General features: G+C 55.9%; 23 protein-coding genes. 18 read left to right on the top strand and 5 right to left on the bottom strand.

Features of this window, described 5'->3' with window-relative positions:
* The first annotated feature begins 114 nt into the window (after positions 1-114).
* Positions 115-954 (top strand): aldo/keto reductase, encoded by an 840-nt coding sequence (locus tag AALG83_05790; protein ID MEY8382667.1) that lies wholly within the window; start codon positions 115-117, stop codon positions 952-954.
* Between the two features lie 114 nt (positions 955-1,068).
* Complete coding sequence (locus tag AALG83_05785) at positions 1,069-2,253, top strand: acetate/propionate family kinase (GenBank protein MEY8382666.1); 1,185 nt, start codon at positions 1,069-1,071, stop codon at positions 2,251-2,253.
* 56 nt (positions 2,254-2,309) lie between these two features.
* On the opposite strand, the gene lepB is transcribed toward AALG83_05785, so the two are convergent.
* Both lepB and AALG83_05775 read right to left on the bottom strand, forming a co-directional pair.
* Positions 2,310-2,864, bottom strand: coding sequence for a signal peptidase I (lepB, locus tag AALG83_05780; GenBank protein ID MEY8382665.1), 555 nt, complete (start codon positions 2,862-2,864; stop codon positions 2,310-2,312).
* The gene (locus tag AALG83_05775) at positions 2,854-3,063 is read right to left on the bottom strand and encodes a DUF951 domain-containing protein (GenBank protein MEY8382664.1); all 210 of its coding nucleotides are present in this window, start codon (positions 3,061-3,063) and stop codon (positions 2,854-2,856) included. The genes lepB and AALG83_05775 overlap by 11 nt, the downstream gene beginning before the upstream one ends.
* A gap of 215 nt (positions 3,064-3,278) precedes the next feature.
* Between AALG83_05775 and AALG83_05770 the strand changes: the two genes are divergently transcribed.
* The 3 genes from AALG83_05770 to AALG83_05760 all read left to right on the top strand — a co-directional run bounded on the left by AALG83_05770 (position 3,279) and on the right by AALG83_05760 (position 6,528).
* Positions 3,279-4,580: a UDP-N-acetylglucosamine 1-carboxyvinyltransferase gene (locus tag AALG83_05770; protein MEY8382663.1), complete on the top strand. Its 1,302-nt coding sequence runs from the start codon at positions 3,279-3,281 to the stop codon at positions 4,578-4,580.
* A 122-nt stretch (positions 4,581-4,702) separates the two neighbouring features.
* Entirely contained in the window at positions 4,703-5,842 is a 1,140-nt protein-coding gene (locus AALG83_05765) for an alpha/beta hydrolase-fold protein (GenBank protein MEY8382662.1), read from the top strand.
* A gap of 206 nt (positions 5,843-6,048) precedes the next feature.
* Positions 6,049-6,528: a methylated DNA-protein cysteine methyltransferase gene (locus AALG83_05760; protein MEY8382661.1), complete on the top strand. Its 480-nt coding sequence runs from the start codon at positions 6,049-6,051 to the stop codon at positions 6,526-6,528.
* Positions 6,529-6,585: 57 nt separating this feature from the next.
* Here the strand turns inward: AALG83_05760 and AALG83_05755 are convergent, their stop codons facing one another.
* On the bottom strand, positions 6,586-7,458 hold the full coding sequence (locus AALG83_05755) for a DegV family protein (GenBank protein ID MEY8382660.1): 873 nt from the start codon (positions 7,456-7,458) through the stop codon (positions 6,586-6,588).
* A gap of 285 nt (positions 7,459-7,743) precedes the next feature.
* Here AALG83_05755 and AALG83_05750 point away from each other — a divergent pair, with 285 nt between their 5' ends.
* From AALG83_05750 to AALG83_05690, 13 genes are all read left to right on the top strand, one after another.
* The gene (locus tag AALG83_05750) at positions 7,744-8,934 is read left to right on the top strand and encodes a pyridoxal phosphate-dependent aminotransferase (protein MEY8382659.1); all 1,191 of its coding nucleotides are present in this window, start codon (positions 7,744-7,746) and stop codon (positions 8,932-8,934) included.
* Positions 8,935-9,076: 142 nt separating this feature from the next.
* A complete protein-coding gene (locus AALG83_05745) occupies positions 9,077-10,474 on the top strand; it encodes a 2-isopropylmalate synthase (protein MEY8382658.1) in 1,398 nt (465 codons plus the stop codon).
* A 50-nt stretch (positions 10,475-10,524) separates the two neighbouring features.
* The gene (locus AALG83_05740; protein ID MEY8382657.1) at positions 10,525-11,010 is read left to right on the top strand and encodes a hypothetical protein; all 486 of its coding nucleotides are present in this window, start codon (positions 10,525-10,527) and stop codon (positions 11,008-11,010) included.
* 57 nt (positions 11,011-11,067) lie between these two features.
* On the top strand, positions 11,068-11,559 hold the full coding sequence (locus AALG83_05735) for an Lrp/AsnC family transcriptional regulator (protein ID MEY8382656.1): 492 nt from the start codon (positions 11,068-11,070) through the stop codon (positions 11,557-11,559).
* Entirely contained in the window at positions 11,556-12,728 is a 1,173-nt protein-coding gene (locus AALG83_05730; GenBank protein MEY8382655.1) for an aminotransferase class I/II-fold pyridoxal phosphate-dependent enzyme, read from the top strand. The genes AALG83_05735 and AALG83_05730 overlap by 4 nt, the downstream gene beginning before the upstream one ends.
* Positions 12,716-13,546, top strand: a complete 831-nt coding sequence (locus AALG83_05725; GenBank protein ID MEY8382654.1) for a Cof-type HAD-IIB family hydrolase — start codon at positions 12,716-12,718, stop codon at positions 13,544-13,546. The genes AALG83_05730 and AALG83_05725 overlap by 13 nt, the downstream gene beginning before the upstream one ends.
* A 10-nt stretch (positions 13,547-13,556) precedes the next feature.
* Positions 13,557-14,723, top strand: coding sequence for a DUF362 domain-containing protein (locus tag AALG83_05720; GenBank protein ID MEY8382653.1), 1,167 nt, complete (start codon positions 13,557-13,559; stop codon positions 14,721-14,723).
* Positions 14,716-15,177, top strand: coding sequence for a tRNA (cytidine(34)-2'-O)-methyltransferase (locus AALG83_05715; protein ID MEY8382652.1), 462 nt, complete (start codon positions 14,716-14,718; stop codon positions 15,175-15,177). Before AALG83_05720 ends, AALG83_05715 begins: the two co-directional genes overlap by 8 nt.
* Positions 15,178-15,498: 321 nt before the next feature.
* On the top strand, positions 15,499-16,692 hold the full coding sequence (locus AALG83_05710) for a phosphoglycerate kinase (GenBank protein ID MEY8382651.1): 1,194 nt from the start codon (positions 15,499-15,501) through the stop codon (positions 16,690-16,692).
* 85 nt (positions 16,693-16,777) lie between these two features.
* Complete coding sequence (tpiA, locus tag AALG83_05705) at positions 16,778-17,524, top strand: triose-phosphate isomerase (protein MEY8382650.1); 747 nt, start codon at positions 16,778-16,780, stop codon at positions 17,522-17,524.
* 10 nt (positions 17,525-17,534) lie between these two features.
* Positions 17,535-19,073, top strand: coding sequence for a 2,3-bisphosphoglycerate-independent phosphoglycerate mutase (gene gpmI / locus AALG83_05700; protein ID MEY8382649.1), 1,539 nt, complete (start codon positions 17,535-17,537; stop codon positions 19,071-19,073).
* Positions 19,074-19,252: 179 nt separating this feature from the next.
* The gene (locus AALG83_05695; protein ID MEY8382648.1) at positions 19,253-20,014 is read left to right on the top strand and encodes an SDR family oxidoreductase; all 762 of its coding nucleotides are present in this window, start codon (positions 19,253-19,255) and stop codon (positions 20,012-20,014) included.
* Between the two features lie 259 nt (positions 20,015-20,273).
* On the top strand, positions 20,274-20,669 hold the full coding sequence (locus AALG83_05690; protein MEY8382647.1) for an RNHCP domain-containing protein: 396 nt from the start codon (positions 20,274-20,276) through the stop codon (positions 20,667-20,669).
* Between the two features lie 64 nt (positions 20,670-20,733).
* Here the strand turns inward: AALG83_05690 and AALG83_05685 are convergent, their stop codons facing one another.
* Both AALG83_05685 and lpdA read right to left on the bottom strand, forming a co-directional pair.
* A complete protein-coding gene (locus AALG83_05685; GenBank protein MEY8382646.1) occupies positions 20,734-21,267 on the bottom strand; it encodes a GNAT family N-acetyltransferase in 534 nt (177 codons plus the stop codon).
* A 112-nt stretch (positions 21,268-21,379) separates the two neighbouring features.
* Positions 21,380-22,774 carry a dihydrolipoyl dehydrogenase gene (gene lpdA / locus AALG83_05680; protein ID MEY8382645.1) on the bottom strand — a complete coding sequence of 465 codons (1,395 nt, stop codon included), beginning with the start codon at positions 22,772-22,774 and terminating at the stop codon, positions 21,380-21,382.
* Positions 22,775-22,830: the final 56 nt, after the last annotated feature.

Genomic DNA, 22,830 nt, shown 5'->3' with positions numbered 1-22,830 from the left:
CGGATTTTTGCCGGGCGCTCAAGTTTGATAGTTGTACTTCAAAAGATGTTGTGATAGAATAAGGCTATCAAGTTTTATTTTGAGAAAAGAAATTAGAAAACGGAGGAAATTCAAATGTTGAAATCCATCAACGATGTAACGAAGCTTTCCAACGGTGTTCTCATGCCCTGGCTGGGCCTTGGCGTTTGGCAGGCAGAGAACAACGATGCGGAGTATGCGGTCAAGTGGGCGGTCGAGGCGGGCTATCGCCATATCGATACGGCAGCCTGCTACGAGAACGAAGTCCAGACGGGCAAGGGCATCAAGGATTGCGGCGTCAGCCGTCAGGATCTGTTCGTAACGTCCAAATTCTTCGGGCCCAAGCATTCCTATGAGAACGCAATCGCTTCCTGCGAGCAGACGCTCAAAGATTTGCAGACGGATTATCTCGACTTGTTCCTGATTCACTGGCCCATGCCCAAGCAGGAGAAGTATGTGGAAGTCTGGCATGCGCTGGAGAAGCTGTATAAAGACGGCAAAGTCCGCGCGATCGGCGTTTCCAACTTCTATGCAGAGTATATCGACAACGTCATCGCAAACAGCGATATCGTTCCGCATGTTTTGCAGGTTGAATATCACCCCTTCTATCAGCAGAAGAGCCTTCAGGCATACTGCAAAGAGAAGGGCATCCAGTATGAGGCATATTCTCCGCTGGCGCAGGGCGCTATCTTCGAGAGCGATATCCTCAAAAGCCTGGCAGAGAAATACGGCAAATCCGTCGCTCAGCTGGTTCTGCGCTGGGAGATGCAGAATGGCGTCGTCGTCATTCCCAAATCCGTTCACCAGAACCGCATCATCCAGAACAGCGAGATCTTCGATTTCGAGATCAGCGATGCTGATATGAAGATCATCGACGATATGGAAGAGGATCGCAAGATCACCTGCCCGCGCCCGGATGAGCTGAACCTGGAATAATCGACGCAAGAATAAGGCAGGCGGCGCAACAGCGCTGCCTGCTTTTTGCTTGGAACAGGGATTGGCGGCAGGGCGCTTTTTCGGATAAAATAGAGTTGTGAGAGGAGAGCCAAGATGAAAATACTCGTTTGCAATGCGGGGAGCACCTCGCTGAAGTTTAAGCTGTATCAGATGCCGGAGGAGCAGGTGCTGGCCGAATGCCGCATCGAGCGGATCGCAGATCCAAAAGGCGGCCGGTTTTTCTATCAGGGGCCGGAAGGGAAAACAGAGGAGCGCACCCAGCAGACCCGGGATTACCGGGAGGGGATTCGCGGCTTTCTGCGCCTGCTGACGGACAAAGCGCTGGGCGCCATCGGAGATTGGCGGCAGATAGATGCGGTTGGCTTTAAAACCGTGCTCTCCAAAGGGCACTATGGCGTGCACTTGCTGACGGAGGAAGTTTTGCAGGGGATGCGGGACTATATGACGGTCGCCCCCGTGCACAACAGCTGCTATTTGCAGGCCATTGCCGCGGTGGAAGAGGAACTTCCCGGCATTCCCCGGGTGGGCGTATTCGAGACGGCCTTTCACCAGACCATGAAGCCCGAAGCCTATCTCTATTCCCTGCCCTATGAGTGGTATGAAAAATACGGCGTGCGCCGCCTGGGCTATCACGGCGCCAGCCATGGCTATATCGCCTCCTGCCTGAACGAGCTGGAAGGCGCGCACTACCGGGCAGTTTCCTGCCATCTGGGCGGAAGCGGCTCGCTGGCGGCAATTGTAGACGGCAAGTGCGTGGATACCAGCTTTGGAATGTCCCTGCAAACGGGTATTCCCCAGACCAACCGCAGCGGGGATATCGATCCCTTCCTCATCTTCCACATGGTGCAGGCCGAAGGGCTGAGCCTGGAGGAAGTCAAGCGCCAGATGGAGAGCCGGGGAGGCCTGCTGGGCATTTCGGGCGTGAGCGGGGATCTGCGCGATATTGAGCAGGCAGCGCCGCACAGCGAGCGGGCGAGGCTGGCCATCGAGATCTATTGCCGGGAAATTGCGCGCTATATCGGGGGCTATGCGGCGATCATGGGCGGGCTGGATGCCGTCGCCTTCACGGGCGGCATCGGGGAAAACAGCGCTCTGGTGCGCGGGAAAGTGCTGGAGCGGCTGGCCTTTCTTGGCGTAGCGCTGAAAGGCGAGGCGAAAAAGGGCGAGATTTCTCTCATCACGGAGCCAGGAAGCGCAGTGCGCTGTTATGTCATCCCAGCTAACGAGGAGCTGGGTATTGCGCGCAGGACGATGGAACTGATGCACCAGGGCGCGTAGTGCAGTTTTTGGAAATAAAAAAGCACCCCAGGCTCTGGAGTGCTTTTTTGATGCGCCTAAATTTTCTTCATTTGGCTCAGCGGCCAGACGACGAACAGCGCATGGCCGATGACATCCTCTTTCGCAATCGCCCCGACATCTGCCGAGCGGCTGTCCAGGGAGTTGTTGCGGTTATCCCCCATGACGAAGTAGCAGCCCTCCGGGACGGTATAGGCATCAAAGCCGGGAATGATGAGCTGTTCGAGCAGATAGGGCTCCTCCTGCCGCTCTCCGTTGACATAGAGATGGCCGTCGTTTTTGATCTCGACGGTATCGCCGGGCAGGCCGACCACGCGCTTGACAAACGCCCCCTCGCGGTTGGGATACCGGACGATGACGACATCAAACCGCTCGATTTTCCCTCCGGCAGAGGAGATTTTTTCCACGAACACCGTCTGATCCTTATAGAGCGTGGGCTGCATGGAAGGGCCGTCCACCCGCACCATCTCGAATACGAACAGCCGCAGCAGCAGCGCCATCAGCACAGCGCCGCAAATGCAGAAAACCCAGCTTAAAAGCTCTTTTACTGCTCTCAGATTTTTCCTTTGGCGCCTTCTTTCGCTATTCTCCATCCTGATATACACGCTTCACCTTTCTGGCAAACTCTTCAAATGGGAGCATGACGACTCTCCCGCAGCCCTTGCATTTGATCTTATAATCCGCGCCCACCCGGGTAACGATCCACAGATCGCTGCCGCAGGGGTGTCTTTTTTTCATTTGGACAATATCGCCTATCTGCACAGAAGTATTCAACAAAGCACCCTCCTGCATATACTATGATACTGGAATTATACACTCTTTTTTGGAAAAAGGAAACTGCCGGCAAAAATTTCGGCAGCAGGGGCAGAGGGGAAGGAAAAAGGCGCGCAGCCAAGGGCAGAGCCGGGGCAGTTGCTTTTATCATAAAAGAATATTATAATGTTCTTGATTGTATGATGAGCCTGATGCGTTTTGCCTGCTCGGGCGCTAGTAGAAGTGAGGAAAGAATGAACGAGAAATTCGTCATCCGGGGCGGGAAGCCCCTAGAGGGAAGCGTGTGCGTCGGCGGCGCAAAGAATGCGGCCGTGGCCATCCTTCCGGCGACGATTCTGGCGGAAGGTCCGTGCATCATTGAAAATCTGCCGAGAATCGACGATGTAACCATACTGCTCAATATCATGAAGCGCCTGGGCGCAAGCATTGATGCCCGGGAAGATGGCTCTGTTTTAATCGACACCAGCGGCATCAAGACCAGCGACGTGCGCATCAACCTGGTGCGCCGGATGCGCGCCTCCTACTACCTGGTTGGGGCGCTTTTGGGGCGTTTTTTGAGCGCGAAGGTCTATTTGCCCGGCGGCTGCGCCATCGGCCAGCGGCCCATCGATCTGCATAAAAAAGGGATCGCCGCGCTGGGCGCGAATATGCGCGAGGAATACGGCTGCCTGGTGGCGGATGCCGAGGAGCTCATCGGCAGCGATATTTATCTCGATCAGGTCTCCGTCGGGGCGACCATCAACATCATGCTGGCGGCCGTCAAGGCAAAGGGCAATACGACGATTATGAATGCGGCAAAGGAGCCGCATGTTGTCGACGTCGCCAACTTTTTGAACTGCATGGGCGCGCGCATCAAGGGCGCGGGCACGGATACCATCAAAATCCGCGGTGTGGAGAAACTGCACGGCTGTACATACAGCGTCATTCCCGATCAGATCGAGGCGGGGACGCTGATGATCGCGGCGGCGGCCACCAAGGGCGACGTTACGGTGAAGAACGTCGTGCCCGTGCATATGGAAGCGCTGACGGCCAAGCTGGAAGAGATGGGCGTGCAGGTGGAGGAAGGCGGAGACAGTATCCGCGTCTGCTGCACCAAACGGCCCAAGAGAGTCAATATCAAAACCTATCCTTACCCTGGCTTCCCGACGGATTTGCAGCAGCCGGCGACGGTTCTGCTCTCCACGGCAGAGGGAACCAGCGTGATTGTGGAAAATATTTTTGAATCCCGGTTTAAGCATATCAACGAGATCCGCCGCATGGGCGCCAAAGTTACGATAGACGACCGGGTGGCGGTGGTGGAAGGCGTGGAGCGGCTGACGGGCGCTCCGGTGCGCGCCAGCGATCTGCGGGCAGGCGCGGCGCTCATCGTCGCCGGGCTCATGGCCGACGGTATCACGGATATCTATAATATCCAGTATATCGACCGCGGCTACGACCATATTGAAAATAAGCTCATCGCCCTGGGCGCGGATATCCAGCGCGTCCCGGTGGAGGATGAGGATGACGGCGCGATGGATTTGGAAGAGTTCATCTAGAAAAAAAGAGCTGCCCAGGCGGCTCTTTTTTCATGCAGATGCGGCGAAGCTTGGGCTGGGCTTGCGAAGCGCGGGAAGGGTATAGTAAAATAGAAAAAACACCAAAGAGAGGGAGAGGGACAATGGGAGAAAACAGAGCGGATTTGCTTCAGTTAAAGCGCCTGGAGCGCAGGCCGGAGGAGAAATATATCACGGTTACGATGCCCGAGAGCAGCTACCGCGCGTTTCACTGCATGGCCGACTATCCGATGATAGGGCGGCTGGAGCGGGATGAACAGGCGATGGGGCGCGCGGAATGGAACAAAGAGCTGTACCCGCTTCCGGCAGAATACCGGCGCAGGGAGGGGACGCCCCGCGGGAAGATCGTGGGCCGCGTGATGGAGGATTCTGCCTTTTACCCGGGCGTCAAGCATAAATACTGGATTTATACGCCGGCGCAGTACGATGGAAAAACGCCGGCAGATCTCATCTTGTTCCTGGATGGGCAGATGTATTTTATGCCGGTTTTAAAGGAGCGCGAACTGCGCGGCACCATGAGCGATCTGCTGGAGGCCATCCCGGCAGAGGGAGAGATCGTTCTGCCGGAAGGAACAGATCATGTTACGGATTTGCTGGATAACCTGATCGCAGACGGCAAGATCCCGCCGGCCGTCGCCGTGTTTTTGGCGCCGGGGTATCCGGGGCCTGGGGAGCCCGTCTATGGGACGAGCAAAGGCGTCACCAACCGCAGTGTGGAATACGATACGGTGAGCGACTGGTTTGCCCGCTTTGTGGCAGAGGAATTCCTGCCTATGGCGCTGGAGGGCTATGCCATTGCGGCAGACCCCATGAGGCACAGCGTCGCAGGCATCAGCTCCAGCGGCATCGCGTCGTTTGCAACTGCCTGGTATGCCAACCATCTGTTTGGCAACGTGATCGCGGCCAGCCCCAGCTTTGGCAATATCCGGGGCGGCAATATCTGGCCCTCGGTGATCCGCACCGCGGATGAGCGGAAAAACCTGCGCACCTGCATGTGCGTCGGCAAATACGACGCCGATATCATCTTCGGAGACTGGATTCTGGCAAACCGCGACGTGGCCAGCGCGCTCAATTACCGCGGCTATGATTTTCGGCTGATCATCAACGAGATGGGGCATAGCCTGACTTTCCTGAAATATATGATCCCCCAGGCGCTGGCCTGGTTCTACCGCGGCGAAGAGGTGAGCGAGAAGCACTGCACGGTCATCCGCCCGGCCCCGCTGGTAACGGAGATTTCAAAATAGAGCGGTAGCCGGCGCTTTGCCGCGGAGATGGATGCCATCCAGTATAGCACTACGGATATCGCCATATTAAGAATAAAATCTGGGCATTTTGGCGGAGGATGGCAAGTGTTTATTCCGTGGAAACAGAGAAAATTTTGCAAAAATAAAAAACAGCCTCATTGCAAGAGCGGGCGGCATTCTCTATGATAAGGGCAGGAGGTGGCAAAATGGCAAATGAGGAGAAAAAGGATTTTAACGCGATGCTGCGCCAAAATAAGGATATGCCAAAAATTCAGATCCTGAAAGACCAGGCATCCATTCAAAAATACGGCGGGGAGAAGATGTACTTTGCGCCGCCTATGGCCTATGATGCGCTGATGAGGCAGGTTCCGCGCGGGGCGCTGATCACCGTGGGCGCCATGCGGGAGCATCTGGCAGAGCAGGCCGGGGCAGATCTTACCGACCCCATCACGGCAGGCATTTTTGTCTCGATTGCGGCCTGGGCCAGCCATCAGCGCGGGCAGGACGAGACGCCCTACTGGCGGACGCTTCGGGCAAACGGAGAGCTCAATCCCAAATACCCCGGCGGCCAGCTGGCCCAGAAGGAGAAGCTGGAGGCCGAAGGGCATGAAGTTCTGCAAAAGGGCAGAAAGAACGTCAAATACTATGTCAAGGATTATGAGAAGGCGCTGTTTGAGCTGGAATAGCAGAAAATTGGCGCAAAAAGAGCGGCAGAATCTGCCGCTCTTTCTCATTTGCAAAGTTTAGTTATAGCGCTGCTTGCCCATATAGAAGAGCGCCAGCGTCCCCGGGCCGGAATGCGCGCCGATGACCGGGCCGACATAGTTGATGAGCACATTGTCGATCTTGAAATGCTCCGTGATCATCGCCTTCAGGGCTTCGGCATCCTCCAGGCAGTCGCCGTGGCTGATGAACACCGTCTGCCCGTCGGGATCCTTGATATCCTCCTTCATGCGGTTAAACATCTCGAGGATGGATTTCTTTCTGCCCTTCACTTTGAAATGCGGAATCAGCCGCCCGGCGTCGTCCACATCCAAAACAGGCTTGATTTGCAGCATGGTGCCAAAGAATGCGGAAGCTTTGGAGATGCGCCCGCCCCGGCGCAGATGATTGAGGTCGTCCACGGTAAACCAGTGGATGATGTTCTTCTTATTGGCCTCTACCCACTCGGCAACCTCCTGCAGGCTCTTGCCGGCTTTTTTCATCTGGACGGCGTAATCCACCAATAATCCCTGCCCCAGAGAAGCGCAGAGCGAATCGATGACGGTCAGCTTGCCGGGGTATTTCCCATTCAATTCCTCGGCTGCTGCCCGGGCATTCTGATAGCTGCCCGAAAGCGCAGAAGAGAATTCGATGTGCAAAATATCCACGCCCTTTTCCAGATAGGGGATGAAGCCCGCCTCGAATGCGGCGCGGTTGATCATGGAGGTTGTGGAATCGATGCCTGAGCGCAGATTGGCGTAAAAATCCTTCACAGGCATATCTTCGCCAAAATTATCCCGATATTCCTTGCCCTCCATATCGAAGGAGAAGGAGAAAAACAGCAGGTTGTTTTGCTCGATATACCACTTTGGCAGATCCGTGGTCGAGCTGGTGGAGAGCAGGTATTCGCTCATAAAAGGGCCTCCTGGGCAAAATGTGAAATTTCTTTCCATTTATAGTATAATGATTTTAAAGGGCAATGGCAAGCAATTTTGGCGGCCGCTGCCCTTTGAATTAAAATGAAACATTGCAATTATAAAATTACTTTTCTTTTCAAAAAGAAAGCCAAACAAGAAAAAAACTTGTAAAATGTGCAGTTTTCCAAATTAAATTTTTCATTTTACTCTTGTTTTATGCGGATGATTCTGCTATGATAATAAAACGACAAGAAGAAAATGAAGGAACACGGAGGCGCAGACATGCAAGTTTCAAACAAGGCACAGGCAATCAGCCCATCTCTCACACTGGGCATCAACGCACTTTCCAGCGAGCTTAGGGCGCAGGGGAAAGATGTGGTTGGATTTGGTGTTGGGGAACCGGATTTTGATACGCCGGCCTATATTCGCCAGGCGGCCATTGAGGCCATCGAATCTGGAAAAACCAGATATACGCCCGTCCCTGGCATCATGGAATTGCGGCAGGCCGCATGCGATCGCTATGAGCATAAATACGGCCTGAAGTTTGCACCGGCGCAGGTGGTGGTCTCCAGCGGCGCAAAGGAATGCCTCTATAATGCCTTTCAGGTGATTTTGAACCCGGGAGACGAGGTCATCATCATCTCTCCCTATTGGCTGACTTATCCGGAGCAAGTCAAAATGGCGGGGGGCGTCCCGGTTTTTGTGCAGGCCCGGGAGGAAAACGACTTCCAGCCCGAGCTGGCGGATCTGGAAAGAGCAGTCAGCGATCATACCCGCGCCATTATTTTGAATAACCCTTCCAACCCCTGCGGCAATGTCTATAGCCGGCAGGCGCTGGAGGAGATCGCGCAGTTTGCAAAAGCGCACGATCTCTATATCATCTCGGATGAGATTTACGACGAATTGGTCTATGGAAAGCAGGCGCTTTCCATCGCCTCCATTTCCGAAGATGCCAAAGAGCGCACCATCATCATCAACGGAGCCAGCAAGGCCTATGCGATGACGGGCTGGCGCATCGGCTATCTCATCGCGCCGGCGCAGGTCGCCAAGCTCTGCGCCAGCTACCAGGGGCACAGCACGAGCAACGCCTGCTCCATCTCCCAGTATGCGACGCTGGCCGCCATGCGCGGGCCGCAGGAGGATATGGAAAAGATGGTCTCCATCTTTGCCCAGCGGGCACAGCTGATTTACGAGCTTTTGAGCGAGATTCCCGGCGTCTCCTGCCGGATGCCCCGGGGCGCATTCTATATCTTCGTGAATATCGCAGGGCTATACGGCAAGAAATACCATGGGCAAAAAATTTCCGGCTCTGTGCAGTTCTCGGAAGCCCTATTGCAGGAAAAGCTGGTGGCGGTTGTGCCAGGCGTGGCCTTTGGCGCAGACGGCTTCATCCGGCTCTCTTATGCAACCAGCGAAGAAAACATCAAAAAAGGCGTCTCCCGGCTGCGGGAGTTCTGCCAGGAGCTTGAATAGAGTGGGAAAAAGGCTGCAGCATTTCCTGCAGCTTTTTTATAAACAGAAGGCAGCCGCTGGAATTTGGAGGACGCGCCGGTTTGCGCAAATCTCCGGGCGCGGTAATATAAAATTTTCATTTTAAGAGAAACGAGGTGCAGAGTTGGAAAAACAGTATCGACGCACAAACCTATTGCAGGAAAATGACTACCACTACACGCTTCAGGATGTGGAGCAGCCTGTGCTGTTCCGGGATGTTTTCCCCTATGATCAGATCCCCAAAACGCGGTTCAACCACCGCGTCGTGCCGCAGTATGTGCCGGATGAGATCTGGATTACGGACACGACCTTCCGGGATGGGCAGCAGGCCATGGCGCCTTTTACTCCAAAGCAGATCCGGGATCTCTACCAGCTGATGCACCGGCTGGGCGGGGAAAACGGCATCATCCGGCAGAGCGAGTTTTTTGTCTATACCGAAAAAGACCGGGAAGCCCTGGCGCTTTGCCAGGATCTGGGCTATGAATTCCCCGAAATTACAACCTGGATCCGCGCCAGCAAGAAGGATTTTGAGCTGGTGAAAAACCTGGGCATCAAGGAGACGGGCATTTTGGTCTCCTGCTCGGATTACCACATCTTCAATAAGATGGGGCTGACGAGAAAACAGGCGATGGATAAATACCTGGGCATCGTCAAAGATGCGCTGGCGCTGGGCATTCGGCCGCGCTGCCACTTTGAGGATATCACCCGGGCGGATTTCTACGGCTTTGTCGTCCCCTTTGCCAACGAGCTCATGCGGCTCATGGCGGATGCGAAAATTCCGATCAAGATTCGCATGTGCGATACCATGGGCTATGGCGTGCCCTATCCGGGCGCGGCGCTGCCCCGCAGCGTGCCCGGCATCGTCTATGGCCTGCGCTTCTATTCGGGCGTGCCTTCCGAGCTGCTCGAATGGCATGGGCATAACGATTTCTATAAGGTGGAAGTCAACGCGGCGACGGCCTGGATGTATGGCGCGGCCTCGGTCAACTGCTCGCTGCTGGGCATTGGCGAGCGCACGGGCAACTGCCCGCTGGAGGCCATGGCCATCGAATATGCCGAGCTGCGCGGGCGCACGGACGGCATGGATCTCTCGGTCATCACCGAGATCGCCGATTATTTCGAGCAGGAAATTGGCTATCATATCGATCCGCGCACGCCTTTTGTGGGCGAGCATTTCAATGCCACCCGGGCGGGCATCCATGCCGACGGCATGATGAAGGATGAGGAGATCTATAATATCTTCGATACGGATAAGATTTTAAACAACCCGGCCAAGGTTCTGATCGGCGAGCATTCGGGCGCTGCGGGCATCGCGCATTGGCTGAACACCACGTTCCGGCTGCCCGAGGGCAGGAAAGTGGATAAGCGGGGCGCGCTGGTGGACGGCATCCGCAAGGCCATCGACGCGGAATACCAAAAGGGCCGCAACACGACCTTCTCGGATGCGGAGCTTCTGGCCATGGCAAAGGCTGTGGATGCGCAGGCTGTTGCCGAAATGGAAGCGATCCGCAAAGGAAAATAGAAAAAAGAGGCGAGCGCAATCCGCTTGCCTCTTTTTGGAGAGAGACACACGTGCTAGACGATGCTTTTGCAAAAAACTGGATCACCGGGCTGATGCAGGGCGCATCCGTTCTCCCGCAGAAGGAGAGGGAAGCGCTGTTCCGCCAATGCGCGGAGCCGTGCGCGCGCTCTGCTCCGCTGGCGCTGTATCGGCAGGCCAGCCGGAAGGCGGGGGAGAATATCCCGGCGTTCTTCTCCTTGCTTGGCGAGAACGAGGGAATCCGGACAAGGGAAATCATGCCGGGGGGGGGGCAATATGAGATCGTATATGCTGTCTGCGGATGCGATTGGCACAGCGGCGGGTATACGGCCAGCGAGATGCTTTGCGAATGCTCGTGCCAGAGCATCCTGTATTGCCTGGAGCAGGCGCTGCCCCGGCTTCGGTGCAGTGTGATCAGAGAGCAGTCTCTTCTGGCCGGAGGAGATTGCTGCCGGTTTCTGGTGAAAATCGAGGGGAAAAATAGAGTTTGCCGGGAGGGAAGATGCCTGCGCGATTGACGCAGGCGCGCTTTCCCGCTATACTTATAACAAAAATTGACACAGGAGGGCGTTTTTATGGAGCTGAAGAAAGAGATTCTCGAAATTCTGCGGGCAGATGCGAAGATTGAGAATAAAAACATCGCCGCGATGCTGGGCGCAACGGAGCAGGAAGTGGCGGCCGCCATCCGGGAAATGGAAGAAGCAGGCATTATTCTGCGCTATGGCATCACGGTCAATTCCGAGCTTTTGGGGGAGGATGCCCCGGCCGAAGCGCTGATTGAGATAAAAGTTGCGCCAAAGCTGGATTTTGGATACGACGATATTGCCCGGCGCATCGATAAGTTCCCGGAAGTCAAATCGCTGTATCTGATGTCTGGCCGGTGCGATCTGGCCATTCGGGTCGAGTGCAAAGCCATGAAGGATATCTCCAAATTCGTCTGGGAGAAGCTCTCTGTGCTCGAAGGCGTAACCAGCACGGAGACGCTGTTCATCATGCGCAAATACAAGGAGAACGGCGAAATCCTGGTGGGCGATGAGAAGGAAGAAAGATTGGTGGTGACGCCGTGAACAGGGAAACACTCGTGGCTTCGCATATCGCGGCGGTGCCGCCTTCGGGCATCCGCAAGTTCTTCGATATTGCGAGCGATATGAAAAATGTCATCTCGCTCTCGGTGGGCGAGCCGGATTTCGTTACCCCGTGGAATGTGCGTGCGGCGGCCATCAGCTCCATTGAGCAGGGGCGCACGCACTATACTTCCAACCTCGGTATGCCCGAGCTGCGGGATCTGATCGAGAAATACCTGGCCTCGCGCTACAATGTGCACTATCCCGCCAGCCGGATTCTCGTAACCGTCGGGGCCAGCGAGGCGCTGGATCTGGCATTTCGGGCGCTCATCGAGCCGGGAGACGAGGTGTTGATCCCGGCGCCCTCCTATGTCTCCTATGAGCCGGGCGTGGCTTTCTGCCATGGCGTTCCTGTCCCGGTGGAGACGGGCGAAGCCGAGGATTTCACGCTGACGCCCGAGCAGATTGAGCGGGCCATCACGCCAAAAACCAAGGCCATCGTCATCCCCTATCCCAACAACCCCACCGGCGCGATTATGACGCGCGAACAGCTAGACGCCATCCGCCCGGTGATCGTAAAGCACAATCTGTTTGTCATTGCAGACGAGATCTATTCCGAGCTGACGTACGGCGGCAGGCATGCCTCCTTTGCCGAGGGCATGGAGGAGCGGACGCTGCTCATCAACGGATTTTCCAAGGCTTTCGCAATGACGGGCTGGCGGCTGGGCTATGCCTGCGGGCCGGCGGATGTCATCGCGGCGATGGTCAAAATCCATCAGTATACCATGCTGTGCGCGCCGATCATGAGCCAGGTGGCCGGCATCGAGGCGCTGAAGGATGAGATGGAGAGCGGCTTCCCGCAGGTGGCGGATATGGTGCGCAACTATAACCGGCGGCGGACGCTGGTCGTCGAGAGCTTCCGGGAGATGGGGCTCTCCTGCTTCGAGCCCAGAGGCGCGTTCTATGCTTTTCCAAGCATCAAGAGCACGGGGCTTTCCTCCGAGGAATTCTGCAAGCGGCTGATTTTTGAAAAGAGCGTGGCCTGCGTGCCCGGGACGGCCTTTGGGCAGAGCGGCGAGGGGTATATCCGCTGTTCCTATGCGGCCTCTATGGAAAACATCATCGAAGCGTTAAAACGGATACGGGAGTTTGTGGAAGCGTGCAAAAACTAGAGCAAATTAAGCTGCTGGCCATCGATATGGACGGCACTTTGGTAACGTCAAAAAAGGAGATCACGCCCCGCACGGCAGATGCCCTGCGCGCCGCAATGCAAAAGGGCATCGAGATTTCCATCGCGACTGGCCGGTATACGACGTATCTTTTCGATATCCTGCGACCGCTGGGCATCACAGGGCCGGCAGTGATGGGCAACGGCGCGGCGGTGATGGATGAAAACAAAGTATATTTTCACTCGCTGATTTCAGAGGCGGATCTGCGGCAGATTTCCGCACTCTGCCAAAAAGAGCGGGCGGCGCTGTTTGTCAACGTCGAGGGGTATACCTGCTGCCTGGACAACGATTACACCATGCAGGCCGCCCGGCACTGGGCCGCGGATCGCCCGGATAACGATATTATGGCGACCCTGCATTTTTATCAGGATCCGGAAAAACTGCTGGCGGATGTCATCGGAAAAACGGGCAAGCTCATCGTCCTGCATTTTGAGGAAAAGCGCGCCCGGGAGCTCATCGAGATTTTCCAGCGGCAGAGCAATCTGGGCGTGGTCTATTCCGAGTTCGGGCATATCGACCTGGCCAATCCCGGGCTGACCAAGCTTTCCGGGCTGAAGATGGTGATGCAAATGAAGGGGCTGAAGCCAGAGCAGGTGATGGCATTTGGCGATGGTGAAAACGACATCGAGATGATCGAGTATGCCGGATTTGGCGTGGCCATGGGCAATGCCTGCCCCGGGGCAAAGGCCGCGGCGGATTATATCGCGCCGGGCAACGATGAAGAGGGCGTCGCCAAAACCATCGAAAAATTCCTGTTATAGGAGGCAGATTTTGGAGAGAGCAGCGCTTGTTTCCTGCGCGGATTATGAGGAGAAAACGGTAGACAGGGCTTTGGACGAAGCCCTGTCTTTGCTTGGCGGGCTGGAGCAATGGGTTCGGCCGGGCATGCGGGTGGCGATCAAGCCCAATCTGGTGCATAAAAGCAGGCCGGAGCAGTGCGCCGTAACGCACCCGGCCATCGTCGCGGCGGTGGCCCGGCGGGTGATCGCCCTGGGGGCGGAGGCGGTTTTGGCCGAAAGCCCGGGCGGGGCGTATAACCAGAGCGTGCTCAAAGGCGTCTATGCGGCATCCGGCATGCAGGAGGCCGCCCGGCAGACGGGCATGCGGCTCAATTTCGACTGCGGCCAGCAGACGGTGCACAGCGAGCAGGCGGCGGTTTACCGGGAAATGCCAATTTTAACGCCGCTGGCTCAGGCAGATCTCGTCATCAACATCGCCAAGCTCAAAAGCCATACGCTGACCGTCTATTCCGGCGCAACCAAGAATTTATACGGCGCAATTCCGGGGCTGGTCAAAGCCGAACTGCATTTCCGCTTTCAGAGCCGCGAAGCCTTTGCGGATATGCTGGTGGATATTGCGCAGACGGTCGCGCCTCAGCTCTCCATCATCGATGGCGTCTGGGGCATGGAAGGGGAGGGCCCGGGCACGGGAGACCCCCGGCATATGGGCGTGCTTGTGGCATCGGCCTCGCCCTACGCGGCGGATGATGCGGCAGTGCGGCTTTTGGGATTTGAACGCGGGGAAATCCCGGTGCTGGCCGCGGCGGAAAAACGCGGGCTGTTGGGGCAGGTGCAGGTCGTCGGGGAGAAGATAGAAGAGCATCTGGTGGAAAAATTCGTCCGGGCCAGCGATTCGGATGGCAGCCTGGCCGGGGCAAAGCTGCCCGGCTGGCTCGCGCGGCCGATCTCGCGCTGGCTGGCGCTCAAGCCCAAAATCCTGCCGAAGCAGTGCGTGGGCTGCGGTATCTGCGCCAACGTCTGCCCGGCGCATGTGATAAAAACAAAGGGCGGCAGAGCCCATATCGCAAAGAAAAACTGCATCCGTTGTTTTTGCTGTATGGAGTTTTGCCCCAAAAAGGCCGTCGCGCCCTACCGCCCTTGGCTGTTTCGGGCGGCCATCGCGCTGACCAGCGGAAGGAAGGGGGAGAAACATGCTTAATATCGTGTTAGTCGAGCCGGAGATTCCGGGCAATACGGGAAATATTTCCCGCACCTGCGCCATTTTAGGCGCGCATCTGCATCTCATCGAGCCGCTGGGCTTTTCCATCGATGAAAAACACCTGAAGCGGGCCGGCCTGGATTACTGGGATAAGCTAAAGCTCACGGTTTACCCGGATCTTGATGCCTTTTATGCGCAAAACCCGGGCGGCGATTTCTACTATTTCTCCACCAAAGCCAGCCGGACGTATACACAGGTGCGCTATCAGGAGCAGAGCTACCTGATTTTCGGCAAAGAGACAAAAGGGCTGCCCGAGGAGATCGTCTATGGCAATCCTGAGCGTGCTGTGCGCATTCCCATGCGGGAAGGGCTGCGCTCGCTCAATCTGGCCAACTCTGTGGCCATTGCGGCCTATGAAGCGGCGCGGCAGATGGGCTTTCCGGATCTGAGATAGCCGCGCAGAAAAGAAGGGGAAAGGCCCTTCTTTTTTTGTGCCGCCGCAAGATGGGATTTATTTCCCGGGAGAAGAGATGCAAAAATGGCGGAGAGTGGGGAGAGAGTGCGCCGGGAGGGCGGTTATGTGGGGGAGAGAGGAAAAATGCGAAAATGTTCTCCAAGAAGAGTGGGGAAACGCGCTCTTTTTGCCATTTTGCAAAATATGGTTGACGAAGCCGGAAAATCTCTTTAAAATGTAATGTGGTGGGACGTAGATCTGAAAGAGACTTTACTAGGCAGGAAACTGCTTTTTTATAGTGGATATAGCAAGAAAAGGAGAATCATCATGAAACAGAAGACGATTGAAGACATTTCTGTAGAATCCAAAAAAGTATTGGTTCGGGTAGATTTTAACGTGCCATTAAACGATAAGGGCGAAATTACCGACGAAACCCGAATCCAGGCTGCGCTGCCCACCATCAAGTATCTTTTGGATCACAAGGCAAAGGTTATACTCTGCTCGCATCTGGGCCGGCCCAAGGGCGAATTCAAGCCGGAATTTTCGCTGGCGCCCGTGGCAAAGCGTTTGCAGATGCTGCTGGATACAAAAGTAACCTTCGCGAAAGATGTCATCGGGGAGAGCGCGGATGAGGCAGTTGCCGCTGTCAAAGACGGCGAAGTTGTCCTGCTGGAGAACCTGCGCTATCACAAAGAAGAGACCAAGAACGATCCCGAGTTTGCTAAGAAGCTGGCAAGCTATGCGGAGATCTTCGTCAACGACGCATTCGGCACGGCGCACCGCGCACATGCTTCCACAGAAGGCGTAACGCACTATCTGCCCGCTGTTGCCGGCTTCCTCATCAAGAAAGAGCTGGAGTTCATGGGCGGCGCGCTGGAGAACCCGGATCGCCCCTTCGTGGCTATTCTGGGCGGCGCAAAGATCGCGGATAAGATTCCCGTCATCGAGAACCTGTTCAACAAAGTCGACTGCCTGATCATCGGCGGCGGCATGGCCAATACGTTCCTGGCCGCCCAGGGCTATAACATGAGCAAATCCCTTGTGGATGCGGACAGCATCGCGCTGGCAAGCGAGCTGCTCAAAAAGGCAAAGCTCAAAGGTGTCAAGATCCTGCTGCCCATCGATGTGGTCGCGGCGGATGAATTCAATAACGACGCCAAGACGGTGATGGTGCCGGTAGACAGCATCCCCGAAGGCTATATGGCGCTGGATATCGGCTCTTCGACCCGCATGATCTTCGCAGAAGAGATCAACCGGGCAAAGACGGTCATCTGGAACGGCCCGATGGGCGTTGCCGAGATGCCCAGCTTTGCAGGCGGAACCCGGGCAGTTGCCGAGGCGATGGCAGGAACCAACGCGACGACCATCATCGGCGGCGGCGATTCGGCGGCGGCAGTCAAGAATCTGGGATACGGCGATAAGATGTCGCACATCTCCACGGGCGGCGGCGCTTCCCTGGAATTTTTGGAGGGCAAGGAGCTCCCCGGCATTGCGGCGCTGAACGTCAAGGAATAATTTAGGTACGATAAGCTCCGCCCTTCGGGGCGGAGCTTTCTAACGATTACCCCACTTTAAGGGAAAAAAGGATTTGGAGGATAGTATGAGAAAACCAATTATCGCGGGAAACTGGAAAATGAATAAAACCCCTTCCGAGGCGGTGGCGCTGGTGAAAGATCTGCTTCCGCTGGTCGCAGATGCCAAGGCTGAAGTTGTGGTCTGCCCGACGTACGTCTGCCTGCCGGCAGTAGCCGAGGCGCTCAAGGGCAGCAACGTCAAGCTGGGTGCGCAGAACCTGCACTTCGAGAAGAGCGGCGCATTCACCGGGGAAATTTCCGCGGATATGCTGAAGGAAATTGGCGTGGAATATGTCATCATCGGGCATAGCGAGCGCCGCCAGTATTTCGCTGAGACGGATGAGACCGTCAATAAAAAAGTCAAGACGGCGATTGCCGCCGGCCTTTGCCCCATCATCTGCATGGGCGAGAGCCTGCAGGAGAGAGAGCAGGGCATCACGCGGGAGATCGTCAGCAAGCAGACCAAGCTGGCGCTTTCTGGCATCTGCGGCGAGGACGTCAAAAAGCTGGTCATCGCATACGAGCCCATCTGGGCGATCGGCACGGGCAAAACCGCAACCTCCGATGAGGCCAACGAGACGATTGGCGACATCAGAGCTGCTGTTAAGGAAGTCTTCGGCTGCGAAGTTGCCCAGAGCGTCCGCATTCAGTACGGCGGCAGCATGAACCCCAAGAACGTCTCCGAGCTGATGGCAAAAGAGGAAATCGACGGCGGCCTGATCGGCGGTGCCAGCCTGAAGGCAGAGGATTTCTCGAAAGTTGTCAATTACTAAAGGAGAGCCTATGAGCAAGAAATTTACGGCGCTGATGATTCTGGATGGCTTTGGCGAGCGTGCAGAAGCCGCGGGCAATGCCGTTTTGGCGGCAAAGACGCCCAATATCGACGCGCTGAAACAGCAGTATCCCTGGACGAAAATCGGCGCTTCGGGCATGTCCGTCGGACTGCCGGATGGGCAGATGGGCAACTCGGAAGTCGGCCATCTCAATATTGGCGCGGGGCGCATCGTCTATCAGGAACTGACGCGCATCACCAAGGCCATTTTGGATGGGGATTTCTTCCAGAAAGAGGAGTTTCTGGGCGCAATCGAAAACGCCAAGCAGAAGGGGACGGCTCTGCACCTGATGGGCCTGCTCTCGGACGGCGGCGTGCATAGCCATATCGAGCATCTGCTTGCGCTGGTCGAGCTGGCAAAGCGCCAGGGGCTGGAGAAAGTCTATATTCACTGCTTCATGGATGGCCGGGATGTGCCGCCCCAAAGCGGCAAGGGCTATATGGAGCAGCTCTGCGAAAAATTGGAAGAGATTGGCGCCGGCCAGGTTGCCACAGTCATGGGGCGCTATTACGCCATGGACCGCGATAACCGCTGGGAGCGCGTGCAGAAGGCCTACGAGGCGATGGTGCTGGGCCAGGGCGAGCAGAATAGCTGCCCGGTGGCGGCCATGCAGGCATCCTATGATGCGGGCATAACGGATGAGTTCGTCCTTCCGACGGTCATCGTCAAAGACGGCGCGCCGGTGGCGAAAGTCTCGGCGGATGATTCCATCATCTTCTTCAATTTCCGCCCGGACCGCGCGCGGGAGATCACGCGCACCTTTATCGATCCTGCCTTCGATGGCTTTGCGCGGGAGCGTTTCCCGGTTTACTACGTCTGCATGACGCAGTACGACAAAACCTTCCCGAACGTGCATGTGGCGTATAAGCCGCAGGTGCTGAGCAACACGCTGGGAGAGTACCTGGCGAAAAATGGCAAGAAGCAGTTCCGCATTGCGGAAACCGAGAAATATGCGCACGTTACGTTCTTTTTCAACGGCGGCGTCGAGCAGCCGAACGAGGGGGAGGATCGCTTCCTGATTCCTTCGCCCAAGGTTGCGACATACGATTTGCAGCCCGAGATGAGCGCATATGAGGTTGCAGAGAAAGCCTGTGAGATGATCCGCTCGGGCAATTACGACGTGATGATCTTAAACTTCGCAAACCCGGATATGGTCGGCCATACGGGCGTTATGGAGGCGGCCGTCAAGGCGTGCGAGGCGGTGGATGAATGCGTCGGCAAGGTTGTGGCGGCCATTCGCGAGGTCGGCGGCGAGGTGATCATCACGGCAGATCATGGCAACAGCGAGATGATGATCGATCCCAAGACCAAAGGCCCCTTTACCGCGCATACGACCAACCTAGTGCCCTGCATTTTGGTCAGTGATGCAAGAAAAGATGCGAAGCTCAAAGAGGGAGGCATCTTGGCGGATCTCGCGCCCACCATTCTGGAACTGATGGGGCTGCCCAAGCCGGAAGAGATGGAAGGATCTTCCTTGATTTTGGGCTAGCACAGAACAAAGAATCAAAGCCTTGGCTTATGCCGGGGCTTTTTCATATGGCAAAGCGTTCAGTTTTGCCGGCGCGAAAGCTTTGCCGAATTTTGAGCATTTTTTGCCAGGAAGCAGGAAAATAATAGGAAATGTGGTATAGTTACTATATGTGAAATTTTACAAAGGAGGGTTTCCCCATGGGTAAAATGGAAGGAAAAGTTGTTATCATTACAGGCGGCGGAAAGGGCATCGGTTTTGGCCTCTCCACTGCTTTTGCAAAAGAGGGAGCCAAGCTGGTTCTCACGGGCCGGACGGTGGCAACGCTGGAAGGCGCGAAGAAGGAGCTGGAGGAGAAGTACGGCGTCGAGGTTCTGACGGTAGGCGCAGACGGCGCCAGCGAAGAGCAGGTTCAGCATGTCGTGGAGGAAGCCGTCAAGAAATTCGGCAAGATCGATGTGCTCATCAACAACGCGCAGACCTCCAAATCCGGCATGATGCTGGAGCAGCACAGCAAGGAGGATTTCGACCTGGCTATCTATTCCGGCCTTTATGCGACGTTCTTCTATATGAAGGCATGCCTCCCCTACCTCAAGGAGAGCAAGGGAGCCATCATCAACTTCGCTTCGGGCGCGGGTCTGGCGGGCCGCGCAGGGCAATCCTCCTATGCGGCGGCAAAAGAGGGCATCCGCGGCCTCTCCCGGGTTGCGGCGACAGAGTGGGGCCCGTATGGCATCAACGTCAACGTCGTCTGCCCGCTGGCTATGACGCCTGGCCTGGAGGCTTGGAGAAAAGAGTACCCGGCGCTGTATGAGCAGACCATCAAAGGCGTTCCGCTGGGGCATTTTGCAGATGCGGAAAAGGATATTGGGCGGGTCTGCGTATTCCTGGCTTCGGAAGACGCTTCCTACCTGACGGGCGAGACCATCACGCTGCAGGGCGGCAGCGGTCTGCGGCCGTAGCAAAAGCGAGAAAAGAGCGCGGTATGCGCTCTTTTTAATTTTGCGCCGCTAGCACAGGCGCATGATGCGAAACCCTTGCAAAATGGGGAGCCTCTGTGTTAAGATAACCAAAAGGCGAAAAGCCGAATGAGCAGGGAAGGAGATTTGTTTGAAAAATTACAATAACGCATCGGAAATTGCAGCAAACCGGGAGGTTTTTGCGAAGTAATTTCCGCTTAGCCTCCCAGCAGGATGAATTTGCTGAGGGAGGAACAATCACTTGAATTTAGAGAAGAAACAGCCGGGCCAGGAGAAGCCGCAGGAGGTCTGCTTTGTCTGCCAAGCCTGCGGAGCAGTTATCATGCAGGAGGGCGCGGGCAGCCGGCACCGCAATCACTGCCCAAAGTGCCTGGCCAGCGTCCATTTGGATGAACAGCCGGGGGATCGCGCATCGCCCTGCAAGGGAGTGATGGATGCCATCGGAGTTTGGGTGCGCAAAGACGGCGAATGGGCGATTTTGCATCGCTGCCGCAAATGCGGCGCCATTCATTCCAACCGCATTGCCGCGGACGACAACCCCATTAAACTGGTTTCTATCGCCCTAAAGCCGCTGGCGTCTCCGCCATTTCCGCTGGAAATGCTGGAGCAAATGGCGGCAATAGAAAATAAGAAATAGCACAAAACGTGCAAAGAAGGCAAGCCATTTGGCTTGCCTTCTTATGTATCTTGGCAGAGAGAAGCTATTTTTGGGCATTCAATTTGGCATATACATAAGTATCTTTCCAAATCGCTCTGCCGTTTTCATCCTTCCAGAAATATACGTTCTTTTTGAAATGAGCTTCGCGCCGAAACCCCAATGCTTCGAGCAATCTCCATGAATTTTGGTTGCAGGGATCGCACTCGGCGTATATTCGATGAACGCCATTTGAAAATGCCTGCTCAATTAAGGCCTTGCAGCTTTCGGCCGCATAACCGCGCCTCCAGTAGTTTTTATTCAGGACGTACCCTAGCTCCAATGATTCAAAATCGCGTTTTCCCATATAGATGTTGCCGATCATTTTATGGGAACTCCTCAGCTCGATCGCGATCATTTCATCTGTTCCGATGCGCCATTTAAGGTTTTCTTTTGCTTCGTCCAGGGTTAGGGGCTGATACGGCTCATATTCCACGACTTCCCTATCGGATAGATATTCAAATAGATCCGGCAAATCCTCTTTTTGGTATCTTCTTAAAATCAACCGCTCTGTTTCGGCTATGACTATTTTGTGCTCCATGCTACTTTCCTTTATTTGGCGGATTTATGATTAAAAGAACGCCCGCAGGAAAACAAGCGCTTTCCTGCGGGCATCTTTGCTTCCTGATGGAATGCTTTCCAAACAGGTTTTTTTATTTCTTTTTCTTGGGCATCGCGTTGCAGGAGAGGCCTTCTGCATCGTGCGCCGCTTCCATCAGCGTCTCGCAGACGGTGGGGTGCGGGTGGATGGTATCCGAGAGATCTGCAACCGTGCCGTTCTTTTTCATCAGGACGGCAATTTCGCCGATCATATCCGTGGCTCTGGGAGCGAAAATCTGCGCGCCCAGGATTTTGCCCGTGGTCTTCTGGGCGATGATTTTCACGACGCCGCTGTTGGCGCCCATGACCATGGCTCTGCCGTTGCCGGCGACGTTGAAGGAGCCAATTTCCACATCATAGCCAGCTTCTTTCGCCTTGTCTGCCGTCATGCCGATGTAGGCAATCTCGGGAGAGGAGTAGATGCAGGCCGGGACGACATCGTAGCTCATGGTTGCGGTTCTGCCGGCGCAGTTGGCCGCGGCGACCATGCCCTGAGCAGAAGCGACGTGAGCCAGCTGAATCTTGCCCGTGATATCGCCGATGGCGTAGATGTTCTTGATGCTGGTCTGCATGCAGCTGTCCACTTCGACGAACGCGCGGTTCATCTTGATGCCCAGCTCTTCCAGGCCGATGCCAGCCGTCATGGCGCGGCGGCCGACGCTGACGACGCAGACGCTGCCCGTGGCGACTTCGCTCTTGCCGTTCAGCTCATAGCTGACGGAAACCGTATCGCCGCCCTCGATGCCCGTAACCTTGGCGTTGTTGATGATGGTAACGCCCTTTTTCTTCAGGCTGGCTTTCAGGGAGTTGACGATATCCGCATCTACGCCCGGCAGGATGGAAGGCATCATTTCAATAACAGTAACCTTCTTGCCCAGCGTCGCGAACAGCGTGGTGAACTCCATGCCGATGACGCCGCCGCCGATGATGACGAAGCTATCCGGCAGCTCTTTCATGGCCAGCACCTCGTCGCTGGTAACGACATTTTTGCCGTCAATGCCGGGGATCGGGGGGCGGGCAGGCGCGGAACCGGTGGCCAGGATGATCTTATCCGCCTCGACGGTTGTGCCGTTGTCTACCTCGATGGTGTTGGCGCTGGTCAGCTTGCCAAACCCGGTTACAACATCAACGCCGTGCGCCGCTTCCAATGCGCCGATGCCGCCCGTCAGTCTGGCGACGACAGCATCTTTGTTGGCGGCGATTTTCGCGTAATCATAGGTGATCTCGCCGGTGGAGACGCCGAATTTCGCAGCGTTTTTCGCTTCCTCATAGAGCTCTGCGCTGTGCAGCAGGGCTTTGGTGGGGATGCAGCCTCTGTTGAGGCAGGTTCCGCCCAGCTCCCGCGCCTCGATGAGCGCCGTCTTCAGGCCAAGCTGCGAGCAGCGAATGGCCGCTTCATAGCCGCCGGGGCCGCCGCCCAAAACTGCAACGTCATAACGTTTGTTCATAGTAGACTCCTTCTTATATAAATCTTATAGAATGCGTATGTTTTGCCATACTGTTA

This window comes from Christensenellaceae bacterium 44-20, assembly GCA_041223705.1.
Classification (GTDB): Bacteria; Bacillota; Clostridia; order Christensenellales; family Christensenellaceae; genus QANA01.
The sequence above is the reverse complement of the archived record's forward strand: the minus strand, read 5'-3'. Positions and strand labels throughout refer to the sequence as shown.